The organism is Rhodococcus gordoniae (genome assembly GCF_001646655.1).
In the GTDB taxonomy this organism is placed as follows: Bacteria; Actinomycetota; Actinomycetes; order Mycobacteriales; family Mycobacteriaceae; genus Rhodococcus; species Rhodococcus gordoniae.
Genome location: NZ_LPZN01000012.1, coordinates 1 through 19,012 on the forward strand (window position 1 = coordinate 1; position 19,012 = coordinate 19,012).

The 19,012-nt window shown below is 68.9% G+C and carries 11 protein-coding genes and 3 tRNA genes; 7 read left to right on the forward strand and 7 right to left on the reverse strand.

Annotation, left to right across the window (positions count from 1 at the left end; translation table 11 throughout):
* Positions 1-291: helicase HerA-like domain-containing protein (locus tag A8G18_RS06645; protein ID WP_157100844.1), on the reverse strand; the 291-nt coding region annotated here is incomplete at its 3' end.
* A 271-nt stretch (positions 292-562) separates the two neighbouring features.
* On the opposite strand from A8G18_RS06645, the gene A8G18_RS06650 reads away from it, so the two are divergent.
* The 3 genes from A8G18_RS06650 to A8G18_RS06660 all read left to right on the forward strand — a co-directional run bounded on the left by A8G18_RS06650 (position 563) and on the right by A8G18_RS06660 (position 2,899).
* A complete protein-coding gene (locus A8G18_RS06650) occupies positions 563-2,068 on the forward strand; it encodes a flavin-containing monooxygenase (RefSeq protein ID WP_064063251.1) in 1,506 nt (501 codons plus the stop codon).
* A gap of 72 nt (positions 2,069-2,140) precedes the next feature.
* Entirely contained in the window at positions 2,141-2,740 is a 600-nt protein-coding gene (gene orn / locus A8G18_RS06655; RefSeq protein WP_064063252.1) for an oligoribonuclease, read from the forward strand.
* An 86-nt stretch (positions 2,741-2,826) separates the two neighbouring features.
* Positions 2,827-2,899, forward strand: a tRNA-His gene (locus tag A8G18_RS06660).
* A 126-nt stretch (positions 2,900-3,025) separates the two neighbouring features.
* On the opposite strand, the gene A8G18_RS06665 is transcribed toward A8G18_RS06660, so the two are convergent.
* Both A8G18_RS06665 and A8G18_RS06670 read right to left on the reverse strand, forming a co-directional pair.
* On the reverse strand, positions 3,026-4,171 hold the full coding sequence (locus tag A8G18_RS06665; protein ID WP_064063253.1) for a lipase family protein: 1,146 nt from the start codon (positions 4,169-4,171) through the stop codon (positions 3,026-3,028).
* Positions 4,172-4,188: 17 nt separating this feature from the next.
* Positions 4,189-5,409: a L,D-transpeptidase gene (locus A8G18_RS06670; RefSeq protein WP_177519033.1), complete on the reverse strand. Its 1,221-nt coding sequence runs from the start codon at positions 5,407-5,409 to the stop codon at positions 4,189-4,191.
* 258 nt (positions 5,410-5,667) lie between these two features.
* Between A8G18_RS06670 and A8G18_RS06675 the strand changes: the two genes are divergently transcribed.
* Together A8G18_RS06675 and A8G18_RS06680 are read left to right on the forward strand one after the other, a co-directional pair.
* Positions 5,668-5,740, forward strand: a tRNA-Lys gene (locus A8G18_RS06675).
* A 94-nt stretch (positions 5,741-5,834) separates the two neighbouring features.
* Positions 5,835-5,907, forward strand: a tRNA-Lys gene (locus A8G18_RS06680).
* Between the two features lie 166 nt (positions 5,908-6,073).
* Here A8G18_RS06680 and A8G18_RS06685 read toward each other — a convergent pair.
* Positions 6,074-6,298, reverse strand: a complete 225-nt coding sequence (locus A8G18_RS06685) for a DUF3618 domain-containing protein (RefSeq protein ID WP_016933371.1) — start codon at positions 6,296-6,298, stop codon at positions 6,074-6,076.
* An 89-nt stretch (positions 6,299-6,387) separates the two neighbouring features.
* Here A8G18_RS06685 and bcp point away from each other — a divergent pair, with 89 nt between their 5' ends.
* The gene (bcp, locus tag A8G18_RS06690) at positions 6,388-6,861 is read left to right on the forward strand and encodes a thioredoxin-dependent thiol peroxidase (protein ID WP_016933370.1); all 474 of its coding nucleotides are present in this window, start codon (positions 6,388-6,390) and stop codon (positions 6,859-6,861) included.
* Positions 6,862-6,873: 12 nt separating this feature from the next.
* Here the strand turns inward: bcp and A8G18_RS06695 are convergent, their stop codons facing one another.
* Entirely contained in the window at positions 6,874-8,244 is a 1,371-nt protein-coding gene (locus A8G18_RS06695) for a dipeptidase (RefSeq protein WP_064063254.1), read from the reverse strand.
* Positions 8,245-8,422: 178 nt separating this feature from the next.
* On the opposite strand from A8G18_RS06695, the gene A8G18_RS06700 reads away from it, so the two are divergent.
* Positions 8,423-9,223 (forward strand): TetR family transcriptional regulator, encoded by an 801-nt coding sequence (locus A8G18_RS06700; protein ID WP_016933368.1) that lies wholly within the window; start codon positions 8,423-8,425, stop codon positions 9,221-9,223.
* Between the two features lie 3 nt (positions 9,224-9,226).
* Here the strand turns inward: A8G18_RS06700 and acpS are convergent, their stop codons facing one another.
* A complete protein-coding gene (gene acpS / locus A8G18_RS06705; protein WP_064063255.1) occupies positions 9,227-9,640 on the reverse strand; it encodes a holo-ACP synthase AcpS in 414 nt (137 codons plus the stop codon).
* A gap of 16 nt (positions 9,641-9,656) precedes the next feature.
* Positions 9,657-18,938 (reverse strand): type I polyketide synthase, encoded by a 9,282-nt coding sequence (locus A8G18_RS06710; protein ID WP_064063256.1) that lies wholly within the window; start codon positions 18,936-18,938, stop codon positions 9,657-9,659.
* Between the last annotated feature and the right edge of the window lie 74 nt (positions 18,939-19,012).

Consider the following 19,012-nt stretch of genomic DNA (forward strand, 5'->3'; position numbering starts at 1 on the left):
CGGCTCGCCTGCGGCCGACAGGCCGGACAGATCGGACTCGACGTCCGCCATCACCACCGGAACCCCCGCCGACGACAGCTGTTCTGCCATCATCTGCAGCGTCTCGGTCTTGCCCGTGCCGGTAACACCGGCGACGAGAGCGTGACGGTTGATCGTGGCGAGCGGGATGCGCACCTGCGCGTCCGGGTCGGCGACGCCGTCGAGAACGACACTTCCCAGTTCGAGCGCCTCGCCGATCACGTCGTATCCGGACGCGATGGCAGCAGTGGAAATTTCCGGGTTCTCGGTCATGCTCGCCCCCTCCGGCGTCGACCTGCCCACCGTGACGGTACCGGCCCCTCACGCTACGGAAAGACCATTTCTATCGAGCGCCAGAATTGTCGCATTACAGTGATTCCGATCACAACCGATGTCGCGCGAGCGTTTAGCTCGACACCCCTCATGACCTGCATGTTCTTCGGGAGAACTCGAAGCGGCGAGGAAACGAAGATCATTCGCAAAAACAATGACTTGTGCTAGCAACGAACTACGCGAAACATTTCACGAGCACAGGAGAAGCACATTGACGCCCAAGATCGCCATTCTCGGAGCAGGTCCCAGTGGACTCGCGCAGCTGCGCGCATTCGAAGCAGCCCGAAAGGCCGGTCTGGAGCAGATCCCCGACATCGTCTGCTACGAGAAGCAGCCCGATTGGGGCGGAATGTGGAACTACACCTGGCGCACGGGACTCGACGAGAACGGTGAACCCGTCCACGCGAGCATGTACCGCTACCTGTGGTCCAACGGCCCCAAGGAATGCCTCGAGTTCGCCGACTACTCCTTCGAAGAGCACTTCGGCCGCCCGATCCCGTCGTACCCGCCACGGGCCGTCCTGCTCGACTACATCATGGGCCGCGTCGCCGAGAGCGACGTGCGCAAGTACATCCGCTTCAACACTGCAGTGCGGTGGGTCGACTGGTCGGACGAGACGCAGAAGTTCACCGTGACGGTGATGGACCACAACCGCGGCGTCCTCGAATCCGACGAGTTCGACTACGTCGTCGTCGCGACCGGCCACTTCTCCACTCCGAACGTTCCCCACTTCGAGGGCCTCGACCGGTTCCCGGGACGCGTACTGCACGCCCACGACTTCCGCGACGCCCGCGAGTTCACCGGAAAGCGCCTGCTCCTCGTCGGCAGCAGCTACTCCGCCGAGGACATCGGCACCCAGTGCGTCAAGTACGGCGCCGAACAAGTGACCTTCAGCTACCGCACTGCACCCATGGGTCACGACTGGCCCGAACAATTCTCCGAGGTACCGCTGCTCACCCACGTCGACGGCAAGGTCGCCCACTTCCAGGACGGCAGCACGCGCGAGGTCGACGCCATCGTGCTGTGCACGGGATACAAGCACCACTATCCGTTCCTGCCCGACGAACTGTCGCTGCGCACCAACAACCGGTTGTACCCGCGCGACATCTACAAGGGCATCTTCTTCCAGCGCAATCCGAGGTTGATGTACCTCGGCGCACAGGACCAGTACTTCACGTTCAACATGTTCGACGCGCAGGCCTGGTACGCACGCGACGTCATGCTCGGCCGCGTCGACCTGCCCGATCTCGCCACCCGCGAGAAGGACATCGACGTGTGGCGGGCACGCGAGGAGAAGCTGTCGTCACCGGTGGAGGACATCGACTTCCAGGCCGCCTACATCCGCGATCTCGTCGACCGCACCGACTACCCCGAGTTCCACGTCGAACGCCAGGGCGAGGTGTTCAAGCAGTGGAAGAAGGACAAGAAGAACGACATCATGGGGTACCGGAACAAGAGCTACGCCTCGACGTTGACCGGCACCCTCGCTCCGCCGCTGCCGGCGCCGTGGATGGAGATCCTCGACGACTCCCCCGAGTCCTTCCTGAGTCAGGATTTCACCCGCAACGGCTCGGGGCAGCTCGGGCCGGCAGCGCAGAACGGGACCGCAGTGCAGAACGGGACCGGCGAAGGCCGGACGATCGGCCGGCACCGTGCCCCGGCCGCGCGCCGCCCGGTCCGGCCGACCGCATCACGCACCGTTCCCGTCAAGGCGTGATGTCGGGCATTTCGTCGCCGGCCCTCGATGCCGCCCCTCGGGAGTGCGCATCCGATGGCTAGTCTGTCTGTCGTGCAGGACAAACTCGTATGGATCGACTGTGAGATGACAGGGCTGCGTCTCGGCAGCGACAAATTGATCGAGATCGCAGCTCTGGTCACCGACAGTGATCTCAACGTGCTCGGCGAGGGCGTGGACATCGTCATCCACGCCGATGACGACGCCCTCGCCGACATGCCGGCGGTCGTGCAGCAGATGCACGAGCGGTCCGGGCTCACCGAGGAGGTGCGGCGCTCGACGGTCAGCCTCGCCGAGGCGGAGAAGCAGGTCCTCGCGTACATCCGCGAGCACGTCACCGAGGCCGGCACGGCCCCGCTGGCGGGCAACTCCATCGCGACCGACCACGCATTCATCACCCGCGACATGCCCGAGCTCGACAACTACCTGCACTACCGCATGGTGGACGTCAGCTCGATCAAGGAGCTGTGCCGGCGCTGGTATCCGCGCATCTACTTCGGCCAGCCGGAGAAGGGACTGTCGCACCGGGCGCTCGCCGACATCAAGGAGTCGATCCGCGAACTGCGCTACTACCGACGCACGGCGTTCGTGGCGCCCCCCGGCCCCACCCCGGCCGACCTCGCAGCCGTCGTGAAGGACCTGGGACCGGCCTGACCAGCCGATTCGTCTTTTCCGTCATCGTCAGGCTAGTATCTGTACCGCAGGCGCAAGCGGCCGAGAGGTTGCCGGCGAATGCGATGGTGAGTGTAGTTCAGTTGGTAGAGCACCAGGTTGTGATCCTGGCTGTCGCGGGTTCGAGTCCCGTCACTCACCCCGAAGAAACCCCCGATCGGATTCCCGATCGGGGGTTTTCTCGTCCACGACGAATCTTCACGCGCCGAACCGGGGTTCGCCGACGTTACAGCGCGCGCACGGCCCGGTTCGGGGCGCGAGGCGGGTCTATTCGAACGAGCGGGCCACGAACGCGCCGACCTCGGGCAGCGAACGCTCGACCGTCGTGTAGTGCCCGGCCATGTAGACGCGATAGTCGACGTCCGCTCCTGCGGCCTTCATGTCGGCGGCGAGGGCCGCAGAAAGCGGCAGCGGGACCACCACGTCGTGGACGCCGTGGGCGAGGAACACCGGCCGGTCGTATCCGTTCGCCGGAGCGGCGAGATAATCGGCGAGCAGCGCCGCCATGGGCTCCTCGGCCAACGGACGCGCGAGCAACTCACCGACCCGGATGCCGCGCACCGACTCCTCGAGATCGTCGTAACACAGCTCTTCGGCCCGGTCGACGACCTCCCGGCCGACAGGAGTCAGGAAGCTGTCGACGTCCACCTCGGGGTAGGCATCGCGCAGCCCCGCGAAGATGTAGCCGCTGAAACTGACCAGACCCCCCAGCCCGGGATCCGGGAAACCCGGCACGCCGATCGTGAAGGCCCGCTCGAGATTCGCCGGTGCGCCCGTGGCGACCGTTCCGCGGAAGTCGAGTTCGGGTGCCCGGAAGGTCGCGATCGTGGCGGTGTGCAGCGCCGCGTGCCCTCCTTGCGACTGGCCCATCACGAGCCACCGCTCGGACAGCGGTGCCCCGCCCGCGCGGGCCGCCCGGACGATGTCGACGATACTGTTCGCGGCACTGGGGCCGTCGAGATAACGATGGAGACCTTCGGAGCCGAGACCGGGGAAGTCGGCAGAGACGATCGCGTAACCGGAGTCGAGCCAGTGCCGCAGATAGGTGCGTTCCAGAGCGGATCGCGGCGTGCGGGTCGTGAGTGCGCAGTCGTCGCCCACGCCGGTCGTGCCGTGTGCCCACGCGATGACGGGCCAGCCACCTTCGGGGGCGTCACCTTCGGGCAGGAACAACGCCCCGGTGGCGACGGTCGGCTCTCCCGACCGCCACTCGGTGCGGTATTCGAGCTTCGTCGCGGTGCCCGCGCCTGGCAGCGACACCTCCTCGGGCAGCGGCTGCTGTGAGACGACGGCACCGGGCGTCGACGCGGTCGACGACGCGACCGGAGCCGCCGCAGCCCCCGTCGGCGTCAGCGATGCGAGCAGTACGGCACCGCAGAATGCGGCGCGCAACGCTCGCCCCCGAACGGCCATCGATCCCCTCTGATCCGTCACGCCGCAGCGTTACCGGCCTTCCATGTGGACCACGGAATGTTCCAGTCACCGAGTCCGTCCGTCCCCGGGAGAACACCGCCGACCGTGTTACGGACCACGACGATGTCGCCGCGCTTGGTGTTGTCGAAGATCCATTTCGCGTTGGCGGGGCTCAGGTTCAGGCAACCGTGGCTGACGTTGCGGACGCCCTGGTCGCCGAGTGACCACGGTGCAGAGTGGAAGAAGATGCCGCTGTAGGACATCCGCGTCGCCCAGTCCACCGGAGTGCGGTAGCCCTGCGCCGAGTCGGAGGGAACGCCGTAGGTGGACGAGTCCATGATCATGTTCTCGAACCGGTCGCCGATGATGTAGACGCCGTTCGGGGTGGGCGTGGAGTCCTTGCCGAAGGACGTCGCCATCGTGATGACGTCGACGCCGTTTCGGGTGACGGTGACCTGCTTGGTCGCGTCGTCGGCGGTGATGATCACCGCATCGCCGATGGTGAAGGACGAATGGACGTCGGACTGGCCGAAGAGACCGTCGCCGAGATCCTTGCCGTAGACGTTCACGTCGACGGTGACGGTGGTGCCGGGAGTCCAGTAGTTCTCCGGGCGCCACCGCACCTCACGGTTGTTGACCCAGTAGAAGGCGCCCTCGACCGGAGGGTTCGTGGTGACGGTGACGGCCGATTCGGCCGCGAGCCGGTCCGGGATGTTCTCGTCGAACTGCACGGCGATCGGCTGACCGATGCCCACGATCGAGCCCTCACCGGGCAACACGTAGGGCTGGGTGAGATTCGCGGGCGACGACGTGGTGAACGCCGCGGTCGAGGTGGTCGCGCCGCCGAGTCCGTACGCGACCGTCTCGAGGGTGTAGGAGCGGTTGTAACCGAGGGGTTCGGTGTTCACCCAGGTCAGTCCGTCGGCGGCGAGTTCGCCCTGCACCGGCTCCCCCGCCGGGTCGAGCAGGGTCACCGAATCGAGCTTGCCGTTGACGACCGAGACGGTCACCGGATCGATCGGCGAGAAGCCGACCGAGCCGTCGGCCACACTCGACGACACCGTCGGCTTGATGAGCGCGGCCACGGGATTGGAGTCGATCGGCACCTCCTCGGCGCCCGAACCCGTACCGCCCGCACATCCGGTGACAAATGCCACAACGCCGACGACGACCACTCCGAGGATCCCTCGCACCCGACGACCCCGGGGGTTCCGCGCACTCGATTCCGCCATTGTCATACTCCGATCCCGCCTCCCCCAAGGCACAAAAAACGCACGTCACAACACCGAACACGATGATGCCAGCCTCTGATGCGGCCGACCCGACGCGACTCCCCCGTACGTCGGTAACGTTCGCATGACAATCGCTCCGACCACCCGAGCCGTTACGGCGACGACCGTACCGAAAACATTCTGACCAGGCGATTTGGTACGTCGCGAGACGGTGTGTAATGTTCTCTTCGTTGCTGGGACGGCATCCTGGGAACAGATCGTCCAGCGCCATTAGCTCAATTGGCAGAGCAGCTGACTCTTAATCAGCGGGTTCGGGGTTCGAGTCCCTGATGGCGCACAACACGAAGGCCGGGCACCCAGTGTCCGGCCTTCGTTCTGGCGGTCACGCCGTACCCTCTCGCCGAGACGACGACCGGGATACACACCGCCACGCGCCATTAGCTCAATTGGCAGAGCAGCTGACTCTTAATCAGCGGGTTCGGGGTTCGAGTCCCTGATGGCGCACGACACGAAGGCCGGATACCGGAAACGGTATCCGGCCTTCGTCGTTCGCGACCGGTGACGCCGTCGCACGGTACTGTCCCCCGCACTCGATGGCACTGTTCCCCGGAACGAGGAACACCCACGCCGAGTCGACGTGGGTGTTCTCCGAAGCGGTGGAGCGCGAAGGTCAGCGCAGGATCCTGCGCAGCACCAGCAATCCGACGACCGTGCCGGCCGCGATCGCCGCGTACTTCTTCACCTGCGGCTGGTTCACCTTTGCCAGGAGGGTCTGCTTCGTGCTCGCCACCAGATTCTTCGGGTTGGCGCGGACGCTCAGTTCGTCGAGTGTGCTCGCGAGCTGATTGCGGGCCTTCTCGATCTCCCGCTCGATGTCCTCGGTGTCCCTAGCCACGTGTCCTCCAGAAGGTCGCTGCAGTGTGCTGCGACCACGGTAATGGACGCGCGCCGGGAATGGCTGCACGGTCCACTACTGTCGCCCTCATGACGGAGAACAGCAGACTCACGCCCGGCGATCCCGCCCCCGATTTCACCCTCCCCGACGCCGACGGCAACGAGGTGTCGCTGTCGGACCATCGCGGCCGCAAGGTCGTCGTGTACTTCTATCCCGCCGCGAGCACCCCGGGATGCACGAAGCAGGCGTGCGACTTCCGCGACAACCTCGCCGAACTGAACGAGGCGGGCCTCGACGTGATCGGCATCTCACCCGACAAGCCGGCCAAGCTCGCGAAGTTCCGCGACGCCGAACAGCTGACCTTCCCGCTGCTGTCGGATCCCGAGAAGACCACCCTCCGGGCGTGGGGTGCCTTCGGCGAGAAGAAGATGTACGGCAAGACCGTCACCGGCGTCATCCGGTCGACCTTCCTCGTCGACGAGGACGGGAAGATCGAGGTCGCGCAGTACAACGTCCGCGCGACCGGGCACGTGGCGAAGCTGCGCCGCGACCTGTCGGTCTGATCGGTCCTGCCGTTACCGCGGTGCCAGCGAGGTCAGCAACAGCGCTTCGGCGACGGCGAGATTCTCGATCTCGGTGGGGTCGACACTCTCGTTCGGCGCGTGGATGACGCAGCGCGGTTCCTCGACGCCGATCAGGGCGATCTCGGCCTGCGGCACAGCGCGTTGCAGCGCGGTGCACAGCGGGATCGAGCCGCCCTGCCCGGCAGTCCCGACCTCCCGGCCGTAGGCGGTCTCGAGCGCGGTTCGCAGCGCGGCGTAACCGGGCCCGTCCGTCGGCGCACGGAAGGGTTCGCCGAGGACGTCGCGGTCGATGCGCAGATGCGCTCCCCAGGGCACGTGGGCCTCGAGATGAGCGACGAGCGCGTCCTGGGCGGTGCGGGCGTCGATGCCCGGCGGCACGCGCAGGTTCAGGCGTGCGGACGCTCGCGGCACGACCGCCGCGGCCGAGCCGACGACGGGCGGGGCGTCGATCCCGAGGACGGTCAGGGCCGGTCGCGCCCACACCGCGTCGGCGACGGTGCCGGAAGTAGGCAGCGTGACACCGTCGAGCACGCCCGCATCGGCGCGGAAACGGTCCTCGGGGTACGGGACGCCGTCCCAGGTCGCGGAGCAGTCGAGTCCGTCGACGACCGTATTGCCGTGTTCGTCGCGGAGGGTGCCCAACAGGTGCACGAGCGCGGCGAGCGCGTCGGGGGCCGCTCCGCCGTACATCCCCGAGTGGATCTCGCCTCTCAACGTCTCGATGTGCACGTCGACGTTCGCGATGCCCCGCAGCGTGGTGGTGAGCGTGGGTTGCCCGACTGCGGTGTTGCCGCAGTCGCCGATGACGATGAGGTCGGCGTCGAACAACTCGGGTCGCTCGGCGACGAGGTGGTCGAGTCCGGCCCCGCCCATCTCTTCCGAGCCCTCGATGACGATGCGGACACCGACAGGAAGAGAGCCGTCCTCGCGCAGCGCCCGCAGTGCGAGCAGGTGCATGACGACATTGCCCTTGCAGTCGGCGGCACCGCGGCCGTACCAGCGACCGTCCCGTTCGGTGAGGGTGAAGGGCTCGCTGTGCCAGAGCGATTCGTCGCCGGGCGGCTGAACGTCGTAGTGGCTGTAGAGCAGAACCGTCGGTGCGCCCTCCGGTGCGGGTGTGTGGCCGAGGACGGCGAGCGAGCCGTCGGAGGTCTCGATCGTCTCGACGTTCTCGATTCCTGCGGCGGCGAAGGCATCCCGCACCCAGTTCGCGGCCCCTGTGCACTCCTCGGCGGGGAACTGACGCGGATCCGCGACGGAGCGGAAGGCGACGAGGGTTGCGAGGTCTGCCCGCGCGGCCGGCATCGCGATACGGATCCGCTCACGAATTCGGTCCGGGATGGTGGTGTCCACGCTGCTCATCGATCTCCGTCCGTCGAGGTTCTGCCGCCATCCTAGGACCGGCCGGGCGGGACCCGCCGGGACTCGGCGACGCTCCGGCGCGGACGAGTCCCGTTCCCGGCGTCACATCTTCCATTTCTGACACTCGGACTCACAGCAAGTATTCGGTAAAGAGATGCCCTACGGCTAGCCTGGGCGCGTGGAGTCAGCAACGAACGGCCGCCGCGCCCCGCGCCGGATCGATCCGGCGCTCGAGGTTCAGGCCGAGCCCCAGGAGCTCGTGCCGCGTCGGCGGCCCACCCAGGAGCGGAGCCGCCGCAAGTTCGATGCCCTGCTGGCGGCCTCGCGTGAACTGCTCACCGAGGTCGGCTTCGAGTCGTTCACCTGCGAGGAGGTCGCGTCCCGCGCCGACGTCCCCATCGGCACCCTCTACCAGTTCTTCGCCAACAAGTACGTGATCGTGTGCGAGCTCAACCGGCAGGACCTCGTGGGGGTCCAGAGCGAGCTCGCCCAGTTCAACGGCAAGATCCCGTCGGTCGACTGGTTGCGCTTCCTGAACAGCTTCGTCGACCACCTCGCCGGGCTGTGGACCACCGATCCGTCCCGGCGCGAGGTCTGGCTCGCGATGCAGTCCACCCCGTCCACCCGCGCCACCGGCGCCATCCACGAACGCGAGTTCGCCGAGCAGGTCGCACGGATGCTCGCGCCGCTCACCCCCGACACCCCGCGGCCGCGCCGCAAGCTCATGGCCGAGGTGCTCGTCCACATCGTGTACTCGATGCTCAACTTCTCGGTGCAGGACGACCAGACCCACGCCGACGCCGTCGTCGAACTCAAGCGGATCATGGTCGCCTATCTGCAGATCGCCGAACAGGATTCCCGCGCTCAGGCCAAGCGACGCCGACGCCGCGAGGAACGCGCGGAATCCTCACGCGAACAGACCGACCGGCAGGAGACCGAAACGGATCAGGCCGAGGAAGCTCGCGCTCCCTCGGCCTGATCCTCACATCGTCGTCGGTCGGTCGCCGACCTCGTCGAGGACGACGAACGCGCCGGCCATGTCACCGTCGTGGGTGAGCGACACGTGGATCCGCATCCCGGTCAGCCTCTCCGCGACCTCCCGGTGCAGTCGGATGCTCGGGCGTCCCCACGCGTCGGACACCACCTCGATCTGCTGGTGGATCGTCTCCGGCAACACCGGTGGACTCCCGAACAGCGAGGCCGACCAAGCCTTGATCACCGCTTCCTTCGCCGCCCACCGGGCCGCGAAGTGACGGGCGGGATCGGAGCTGCGGGTGTTCGCGTCGCGCCGCTCACCCGGTGTGAAGTTCGCCAGCATCGTCGTTCCCGTACGACTCAGCTGTTCCGCGAACTCCGGCACCGACACGAGGTCGAACCCGACTCCCGCAACTCCCATCCCGAGACCCGTCTACTTACTTGCAGCCGGGCAGACCCGAGCGGTACACGTCGTCGTCACCGAGACGCGCCTCCGCCGAGAGCAGCATGTCCGCCTCGAGCTGACGCGTGGCCGCTGCAGGCACGTGATCGCCACCGAGGCGACGATCCGCGGGACGCTGGTAGAGCGACGCCCCACCGGTCATCGCGTCCACCAGGCGTCGCTTGCCGGCGACGGTGCGCTCGGCAGCCTCGGCCAGGTAGGCCTCCCGGCGCTCGGCCGGGACCGCCTCGACGAACGCCTGCGGATGCACCACGGCGATCAGACCCGACACGTGCCCGAACCCGAGGCTCGTGAGCAGACCCGCCTTGAGCGGGAGCTGCTCACCGAAGCGGATCGGTGTGCGCGGCCACACCAGGTGCTCGAACTCCGCCATCTTCTCGTCGACACAGTCGAGGCTGCGGTTCGGCGGAACCACACCCTGCGCGAGAACCTGGCACAGGCCGATCAGCTGGAAGGCGGCGGCGCCACCCTTGGCGTGACCGGTCAGCGACTTCTGCGAGACCACGAACATCGGGTTGCCCTCGCTGCGGCCCAGCGCACCGGCCAGACGCTCGTGCAGTTCGGCCTCGTTCGGATCGTTCGCCGCGGTCGAGGTGTCGTGCTTGGAGATCACCGCGATGTCGTCGGCCGTGAGGCCGAGCTTGCGCAGTTCCTTCGCCAGACCCGACTCGCGTCCACCGCGACCCGCACCGAGTGCACCGATGCCGGGCGCCGGGATCGAGGTGTGCACACCGTCGGCGAACGAACCCGCCCACGCGACCACACCGAGCACCGGCAGTCCCATCTCGAGCGCGACGTCGCCGCGGGCGAGCAGGATGGTGCCGCCACCGGCCGACTCGACGAATCCACCGCGACGACGGTCGTTGGCGCGGGAGAAGCGACGATCGCTGATGCCCTTGGCCTGCATGTCCTCCGACTTGGCGGTCGCGGACATGTCACCGAAGCCGACGATGCCCTCGATACCGAGATCGTCGAAGCCACCGGCGACGACCAGATCGGCCTTGCCGAGCTTGATCTTGTCCACGCCCTCCTCGACGGAGACCGCAGCCGTGGCGCACGCCGCGACCGGGTGCACCATCGCGCCGTAGCCACCGACGTACGACTGGACGACGTGCGCGGCGATGACGTTCGGCAGGGCCTCCTGCAGGATGTCGTTCGCGCGGGATTCGCCGAGCAGCGTGTCGATGTACAGCGACCGCATCGACGACATTCCGCCCATGCCGGTGCCCTGCGTGTTGGCGACCATCGACGGGTGCACCCAGCGCAGCAGCTCGGACGGGGTGAAGCCACCGGTGAGGAAGGCGTCGACCGTGGTGACGATGTTCCACAGACCCACCCGGTCCACCGAGTCCGCCATGTCGGCGGGGATGCCCCACTTCGTGACGTCGAAGCCGGTCGGGATCTGACCGCCGACCGTGCGGGTCAGCTTCGCCTTGCGCGGCACGCGGATCTCGGTGCCGGCCTTGCGGGTGACGGTCCAGTCGCCCGACTCGGCGTCGACCGACGCGACCGTGTTCTCCGGATCGGAGTCGACGAACGCGCGGGCCTCGGCCTCGGAACCGACGACGAAGGACAGATCCTTGTCGAGGAAGACCGAGGTCAGCAGCGGCGCCGTGTTGTCGATCATCCCGCCCTCGTCGCCGTAGCGGCGGATACCGCAACGCTCGACCACCGCGTCGTGGTAGCGGTCGGCGATCTCCGCCTCCGGCACCAGCTCACCGGTCTCGGTGTCGTAGAAGCCCGGCTTCGGATCGTTCTCCCAGCCGATCAGGCCCGTGACCCACGCCAGTTCCAGCACACCGGCGGCCGACAGTTCCTCGTCGACCTCCATCTCGAAGCGGGTGCGAGCCGAACCGTAGGGGCCGAGCTCACCGGCACCGACGATGACGACCGTGTCGGACAGGTCGGCGGTGACCGTGCCCCACTCGGGGGTCGGCAGTGCCTCCGCGCGCGGAGGCTCGGGCAGCGCCGCGATGGTCGCGGTGCCGTCCTCGGTCTCCTCGACGGCGTCGGCCGCGTCCTGCGCCTGCTTCGCGAGCGCCGGCAGGTCGACATCCACCTCGGACAGTCCACCGGTCAGGTCCGCGACGAGCGGGGCCTCGGCAGCGAGACGCGTGGCCTCCGGTCCGACCAGCTTCAGCAGCTCGTCGGCCATCTCGTCCGTCGACCAGGTGCGCACACCGGCAGCCTCGACGGCGTCGACCAGCGGGTCGTTGCCGCCCATCAGGCCCGTGCCGCGCACCCAGCCGATGAGGGCGTGGGCCAGGGTGACGCGCTCGGCCCAGGTGCGCTCGGCGCTCCAGCGGTTGATGACCGCGTCGAGTGCGGCCTTGGCCTCACCGTAGGCACCGTCGCCACCGAACTTGCCGCGGTTCGGCGAACCGGGCAGCACGACGTGCAGGTGGGTATCGACGTCGCGGTCGTAACCGATCTTCGACAGTCCGGCGATCAGTCGCTCGACCGACCACAGCAGCACCCGCATCTCCATCTCGGCGCGCGCACCGGCGTCGGCGAGCGAACCCGCCACGCGCGGCGCGGCGAACGGGAAGAGCAGCGTCGGGGTGAGCGCGTCCTTGATCAGCTTCTTCGCACCACCGGCGACCTCGACGGTCTCGGTGCCGATCCACTCGATCAGGGCGTCGACGTCGCTGTAGGACGCCATGTTCGCGGGAACCACCCACAGAGCGGCACCGGCCCGCGCGTTACGTGCGTACAGCTCCTTGTAGAAGCCCAGGCGGCTGTCGTTCAGCGAGGACGTCGTGACGACGACCGTCGCACCACCGGCGAGCAGCTTCGCGGCGACCGCTGCGCCGATACCGCCCTTGCTGGCGCCGGTCACCACGGCGATCTCGTCCGCGTACTCGGCGCCCTCGGTGACGACGGCGGCCTCGGCGATCGCGGCGTAGGTCTGCGCCAGCTCCGTGCGACCGGCCTCCGTGGCCTTGCGGCCCCAGAACTCGGCGTGCGCGGCGACGGTCCGGCCCGAACCGGTGAACCGCTCGCTCCGGAGCTGCTCACCGAGCCAGACACGGGCCAGGTCCTCACGGGCGGTGGCCCAGCGGTCGTCGATCAGGACGGCCTTGCGCTCGTCGAAGGCAGGTGCGACCAGACGCGGCCAGTCGGAGCCGAGCTCCGCCGACACCAGGTCGACCAGTTCGTCGTCGGCCTTGTCGGCCGGACCCGAGACCTGCTCGGTGTGGCCGAGCTGCTCGAGCACGAGGCGTGCGGCGTTCGCGAGAACTCCGTCGCGGCCGGTGATCTGCTCGGCGAACTCGCCGAGGGCAGCGGCGTCGACCGTGGCTCCCCCGCCGCCACCGGCGGACGGCATGGACACGGCGATTCCGCGACGCGAGGCCACCGCCTGCACGGCGGCGTCGATCAGCTTGTCGACCGAAGCGGCATCCGCCAGGGCACCGTCGGTCAGACCACCGAGGTCACCGCCGCGGACGGACGCACCGTCGCGGCTACCGAGTGCAGCTTCGGCGGTGACGTGCGACGCCCAGCCCTCGCCCAGACCCCACACCTTGGTGACACGGTCGGCGATGTAGGCGGGACGCTTGCCCGACGGGCCGAACACCTTGCGCAGGTGGTCGTTGATCGAGTCCGACAGCACCGGGCCGAAGGGACGGTAGGTGCGGGCGAGACGGTCGACCGTGCCGGCGAGGGCACCCATGTCGGCGTCGGCGGCACCGTCGATCGCACCGAGCGAGAGTTCGGAACCGAGGTCGACGAGCAGCTGGTTGCGGCGCGAGGACACGCCGTCGCACAGCGCCTCGATGGTGTCGGCGGGACCGATCTGATCCGGGCGCAGCTTCGTCCACAGGGCGATGAGCACCTTGGTGGCGTCGGCGGCCTTGAACGCGATGTCGTCCGGGGTGGGGCCACCGGCCGGCGCAGCAGGAGCCGCGGCGGGTGCCGGGGCCGCAGCGGCGGCGGGAGCGGCCTCGGCGGCCGGTGCGGCCGGCTCGTCGTCCTCGACCGGAGCCGGGTCGGTGTCGGTCGAGTACACGATCGACGCCTCGCGCTCGATGTTGAGCACCTCGACGGGCTGACCGAAACGACCGGGCAGCTTCAGCGTCTGCGACGCGAGGTTCGCGACGGTGGGCGCGCCACCGAGGCCGACCTCGACGAACCGCTCGACACCGAGACCACCGTCGGCCTCGTCGGCGAACAGCAGATCCTGGGTCTCGATCCAGCGCACCGGCGACGCGAACTGCCAGGCCAGCAACTCGGCGAGCACCACGCGGGTGAGCTCGACCGGAGTGACCGACCAGCGGTCGAAGTCCGCGAGGACCTCGGCGAGCGGCTGCGACGGCACCAGGTCGGCGATCTCCTGGATGAACTCGCGGCCCAGGTTGAACGGCTTGGGCACGAGGTTGGGGATGTACCGGCCGATGAGGATGTCCGGGTCGATCTCCTGCGGCAGCAGCGCCAGCAGGCGCTCGCGGAAGTCGTCGACACCGCCCCGCAGCACGGTCGAGTGGAACGGCACGTCGATGCCCGGGACCAGGATGAACGCGCGCTTGCCACCGAACTCGGCGACCTTGCGCTCGATCACGGATTCGAGGGCTTCGAGACCCGCGACCGTGCCGGCGATCGCGTACTGCGAACCGCGCAGGTTCAGGTTGACGATCTCGAGGAACTCCCCGGTCTCCTCGGCGACACCGGCGACGAAGGCCTGCAGGTCGGCATCGTCCAGACCGAACTGCGACGGCCGGATCGCGGCCATGCGGTAGTTCGAGCGGCCCTGCTCGTCGCGCGGCACGAGGGCGTGCATGGCGGAGCCGCGCTGGAAGACGACCTCGAGGACGGCCTCGAGCGGCAGCACACCGGCGACGGCGGCGAGCGCGTTGTACTCGCCCACCGAGTGACCGGCCAGGAAGGCGTCTTCGACGAACGCGCCGGCCTCCTTCAGCTCGGCGATCTGCGCGACACCCAGTGTCGCCATCGCGACCTGCGTGAACTGGGTCAGGTGCAGCACACCGTCGGGATGCTTGTGAGTGACCCCGCGGGCCTTGAGGACCGTCGGATTGTCGCGGACCACGGCGAGGATCGAGAAGCCGAGGGCCTCGCGGGTGTGCTTGTCTGCGCGCTCCCAGATCTCGCGGGCGGCCTTCGAGCGGGCACGGGCGTCGAGGCCCATGCCGGGACGCTGGATGCCCTGGCCCGGGAAGGCGTAGACGGTCTTCGGCGCGGCGATACGGCCGGTCGCGACCATCACCAGGTCGCCGTCGACACGGCAGCCCACCTCGACGACCTCGGCTCCCCCGTCGGTGGCGATGCGGTCGACACGCACGTCGATCTTCGCGCCCGGACGGACCATGCCCAGGAAACGGGCGGTCCACGCCGTCAGTCGACGGACCGGCAGCTTCGCGTCCTGCTCGATCGCGGTGACGACCTGCTGAGCCGCAGCCGACAGCCACATGCCGTGGACGATCGGGCTTCCGAGACCGGCGAGCAGCGCGGCGTTGTCGGAGGTGTGGATCGGGTTGTGGTCGCCGGAGACCTTCGCGAAGGCGCTCATGTCGGTCGGCGCGACGATCACGGCATCGCGGCGGCGGCGACGCGGGGTGTCGGTGACGGCCTCGGTGAGAGCGCCACCGGCGCGGACCGGATCGGCGAGATCGGCGGTGCCGGTGCGGCCGCGGATCGCGAACCGCTCGGCCAGGGTCGCGACCACCCGGTCGCCCGAGCCGTCACCGCTGTCGGCGGTGATGACCACGTCGACCTCGACGACGCGACCCAGGTCGGTGTCGGAGACACCGGTGACCTCGGCCTTGACGCCCAGGAAGGCGGGATCGGTGGGCAGACCGTTCTTGACGTCGATCGCGTGGTCCAGGTGGACCAGGTCGAGCATGCCCTCGATGACCGAGAGATCGGTCTCGGTGCGGGCGGCACCGAGCGCGGCGAAGACGGCCGGCCAGCAGGCACCCACGAGCACGTCGGGCACACCGTTGCCGCTCGGCGTCAGGTTCGCGGGCAGACCCGAACCGGTGACACCGGCGTGGTCGGCGGTCTTCTCCGGCAGCCAGCCGAGGGTGATACGGGCAGCGCCCTTCCTGACCTCGGGGAGTTCCTGACCGGCGGCGACACCGAGCAGAGCGGACATCGACGCATCGGCGTCGGCTTCGGTGACGACGGGCGCGCCACCGGAGACGACCGAGGCGGGCACGGTGAGGCGGATCTCGACGGCCTTGTCGCGCACCAGCGGCACCCGCAGGCCGACGTGCTCGTCGTCGAGGATCGTCAGGGTCGCACCCGTCGGGGCGTGCGAGGCAGCGGTCTCCGACTCGACGGTCCACTCGCCCAGATCACCGAGACGGTGGATCGGGTTGCGGGTCTGGCGACCCGCCCACGAGACGTCGGGCGAGGACAGCACGGCGTCGAGCAGGCCCGGCGCGATGTCGCGGTGGCGACGCGCGGCGAGCTCCACCGGCTCCGCGCCCTCGGCGACGAGCTCGTCGGCCGTGGCCTTCTCGAAACGGTCGAGGAGTTCACCGACCGGCTCGTCGACACGGGTGATGCCGGCAACGGCGACGGTGCCGGGGATCACGCACACCTGGTCGGCGGAGTAACGCGGATCGTGGGCCTGCCACAGCGAATCCGAACGCCACCAGCGACGCACGTCCTGGTCGACGACCGGAACGAAGTTGACGGGCTTGCCGGGGGTGCGGCACAGCGACACGAAGAACGGCACGTCGGCGGGATGCAGCACGACGTCACCCGCGTCGGGATACTGCGCGAGCAGCGACTTGATCGCGGCGTACGGGCGCTCGAGCACCGCGTCGTCGTCGAACAGGGTGGGGATCGGGCCCCGGCACACGGGATGCAGGCGGGCCTCGGCGCGCTGCAGCATGTCGCGGAAACGCTCACGCCACGACACGTCCAGCCACGGGCTGGTGTGCGCCTCGGCGAGGACATCACCGAGATCGCTGCCGCAGTCGAACTCGGCGCCGTTGTCGGCACCGACCGCCAGCTCGAGGTAGCGCTCGAGCCACTGCAGGTAGGTCATGGTGTCGAGGTCGCCGAAGTACGGCTTCGCCGTTCCGTTCAGCGCCTCGACGATCTCGGCGCGGCGCACGGCCACGGCGTCGGCATCACCGGCGACCTCGTCGAGGAGGCGGCCCGTGCGCGAGGCGGCGTTGTCGATCTCGTGGATGTCGGCGCCGAGCTGGCTGCGGCCGGAGGCCATACCGCCGGTCGCGGTGCCGGCGGCGACCCAGTCGGGCGTGCCGGGGGTGTCCACGAGAAGCTGCTTGACCTCGGGAGCCGTGGTGGCCTCGAGGGTCGCCATCGCGGCGGTACCGACGAGGATGCCGTCGAGCGGCATCGCCGGGAAACCGTAGACGGTCGACCAGCGACCGGTCAGGTACTCGGCGGCCTTCTCCGGCGTACCGATGCCACCGCCGACGCACAGCACCAGGTTCGGGCGCGTACGCAGCTCCGCATAGGTGTCGAGGAGCAGGTCGTCGAGGTCCTCCCACGAATGGTGACCACCGGCGCGGCCGCCCTCGATGTGGGCGATGACCGGGTAGTCCGGGACCTCGTTGGCGATGCGGATCACCGAACGGATCTGCGCGACCGTGCCCGGCTTGAAGGCGACGTGCTCGATGCCGGCCTCACGCAGATCGGAGATGATCTGCACTGCCTCGTCGAGCTCCGGGATACCGGCGGTGACGACGACACCGTCGAAGGGCGCACCCGCCGCACGGGCCTTGGGCACGAGGCGCTTGCCGCCCACGTGCAGCTTCCACAGGTACGGGTCCAGGAACATCGAGTTGAACTGGACCGCGCGGCCCGGCTCGAGCAGCTCGGTCAGCTCGGCGACATGGTCGGCGAAGATCTGCTCGGTGACCTGACCGCCACCGGCGAGCTCGGCCCAGTGACCGGCGTTCGCGGCCGCGGCGACGATCTTCGGATCGACGGTCGTGGGCGTCATACCCGCGAGCAGGATCGGCGAGCGGCCCGTCAGGCGGGTGAAGGCCGTCTCGACGGCGATGCGGCCGTCGGGCAGCGCGACCGGCTTCGGAGCGAACTCCGACCAGGCACGCGGAACCTCGGGCTCGGCGCCCGGGGTGAGGAGATTGCGCTGGCCACCGCGGGTCGCGGCGGCGATGATGCCGACGCCCTGACCCCGCAGGCCCGAGCTGGTCATGCGGGTGAGGAGCTCACCCGGACCGAGGTCGAGGATCCACGAGGCACCGGACGCGACGGCGGAGTCGACCTGCTCGACCCAGTCGATCGGGGCGACGAGGATCGCGTCCGCGAGCGAACGCGCGAGCTCGGCGTCGAGCTCGCAGCGAGCGGCCCACTCGGCGACCTGCTCGACGGCGTCGGCGAAAGCGGGGTGATGGAATCCGACCTCGGCCGCGACAGGTTCGAAGGTCGGGGCGAAGACCGCACCGCCGCGCTTCTTGGCCTCGCGCTCGCGGGTCTCGGCGGCCGAGATCTGCTCGCAGCGCTGCTGCACGCGCTCGAGTGCGGCGGGCGGGCCCGACAGCACGACGCGACGACGAGCGTTGCGGATGGCGACGACGGCGCCGCGCTCGGCGTCCTGGCCTTCGAAGACGTTGGCGACGATCGCGCGCAGGCGCTCGGGGTCGACGTTGGCGACGGCGAGCATCGGGTACTTGCCGGCGCCGGAGATCAGGCCGCGGCGGCGGCCGACGAGGGTCGCGGCGGCACCGATGAGCTGGGCGATCGCCAGGATTTCGGTGTCCTTGCGGCCGGCAGCGGCGACGGACTCGACGGCGAGGACGCCCTGCGAGTGGCCGATGACCGCGCTCGGTGCGACGGAGTCGACGTCGAGGCCCTGGTTCGCGAGCGCGCGCAGCGCCGCGACCTGAGTGAGGAAGACGCCGGGAAGCGACACGGCGGCGGAGGTGAGAGCGGACTCGGACGGGCCGGCGGGCGCATCGTCCTCGTCGGCGAGTTCGGCCTCGAGGATCCACGCGACGGGGTCGAAGCCCGTCGGCCGGACCACGACGAGATCGCTCGCGACGGGGGCGAGGTGCGCGGCGGCGCGGTTGACCAGGTCGGTGAGGACCGGTTCGAGTCCGTTGTCGCGGCTGAGCTCCTCGAGCGAGGTGAGCCAGGGAGCGCCCTGTCCGCCGAAGGCGAGCGCGTAGGGCTCACCCGCGAGGAGCTTGTCGACCAGGGCACGCGCCGGAGCGGCTGCTGTGGACCGATCGGTGGTGCGTCGTGATGCCTTCGAGTTCCGTCCGTTGTCGCCTGGTGTGGTCTCGTCGATCGTCACGCGTGTGGTTCCTCTCCTGAACACCCCGGCGTCGAGGCTTCGTGTTTCAGCGCTGCGCGCCGGTGTGCTGCTGG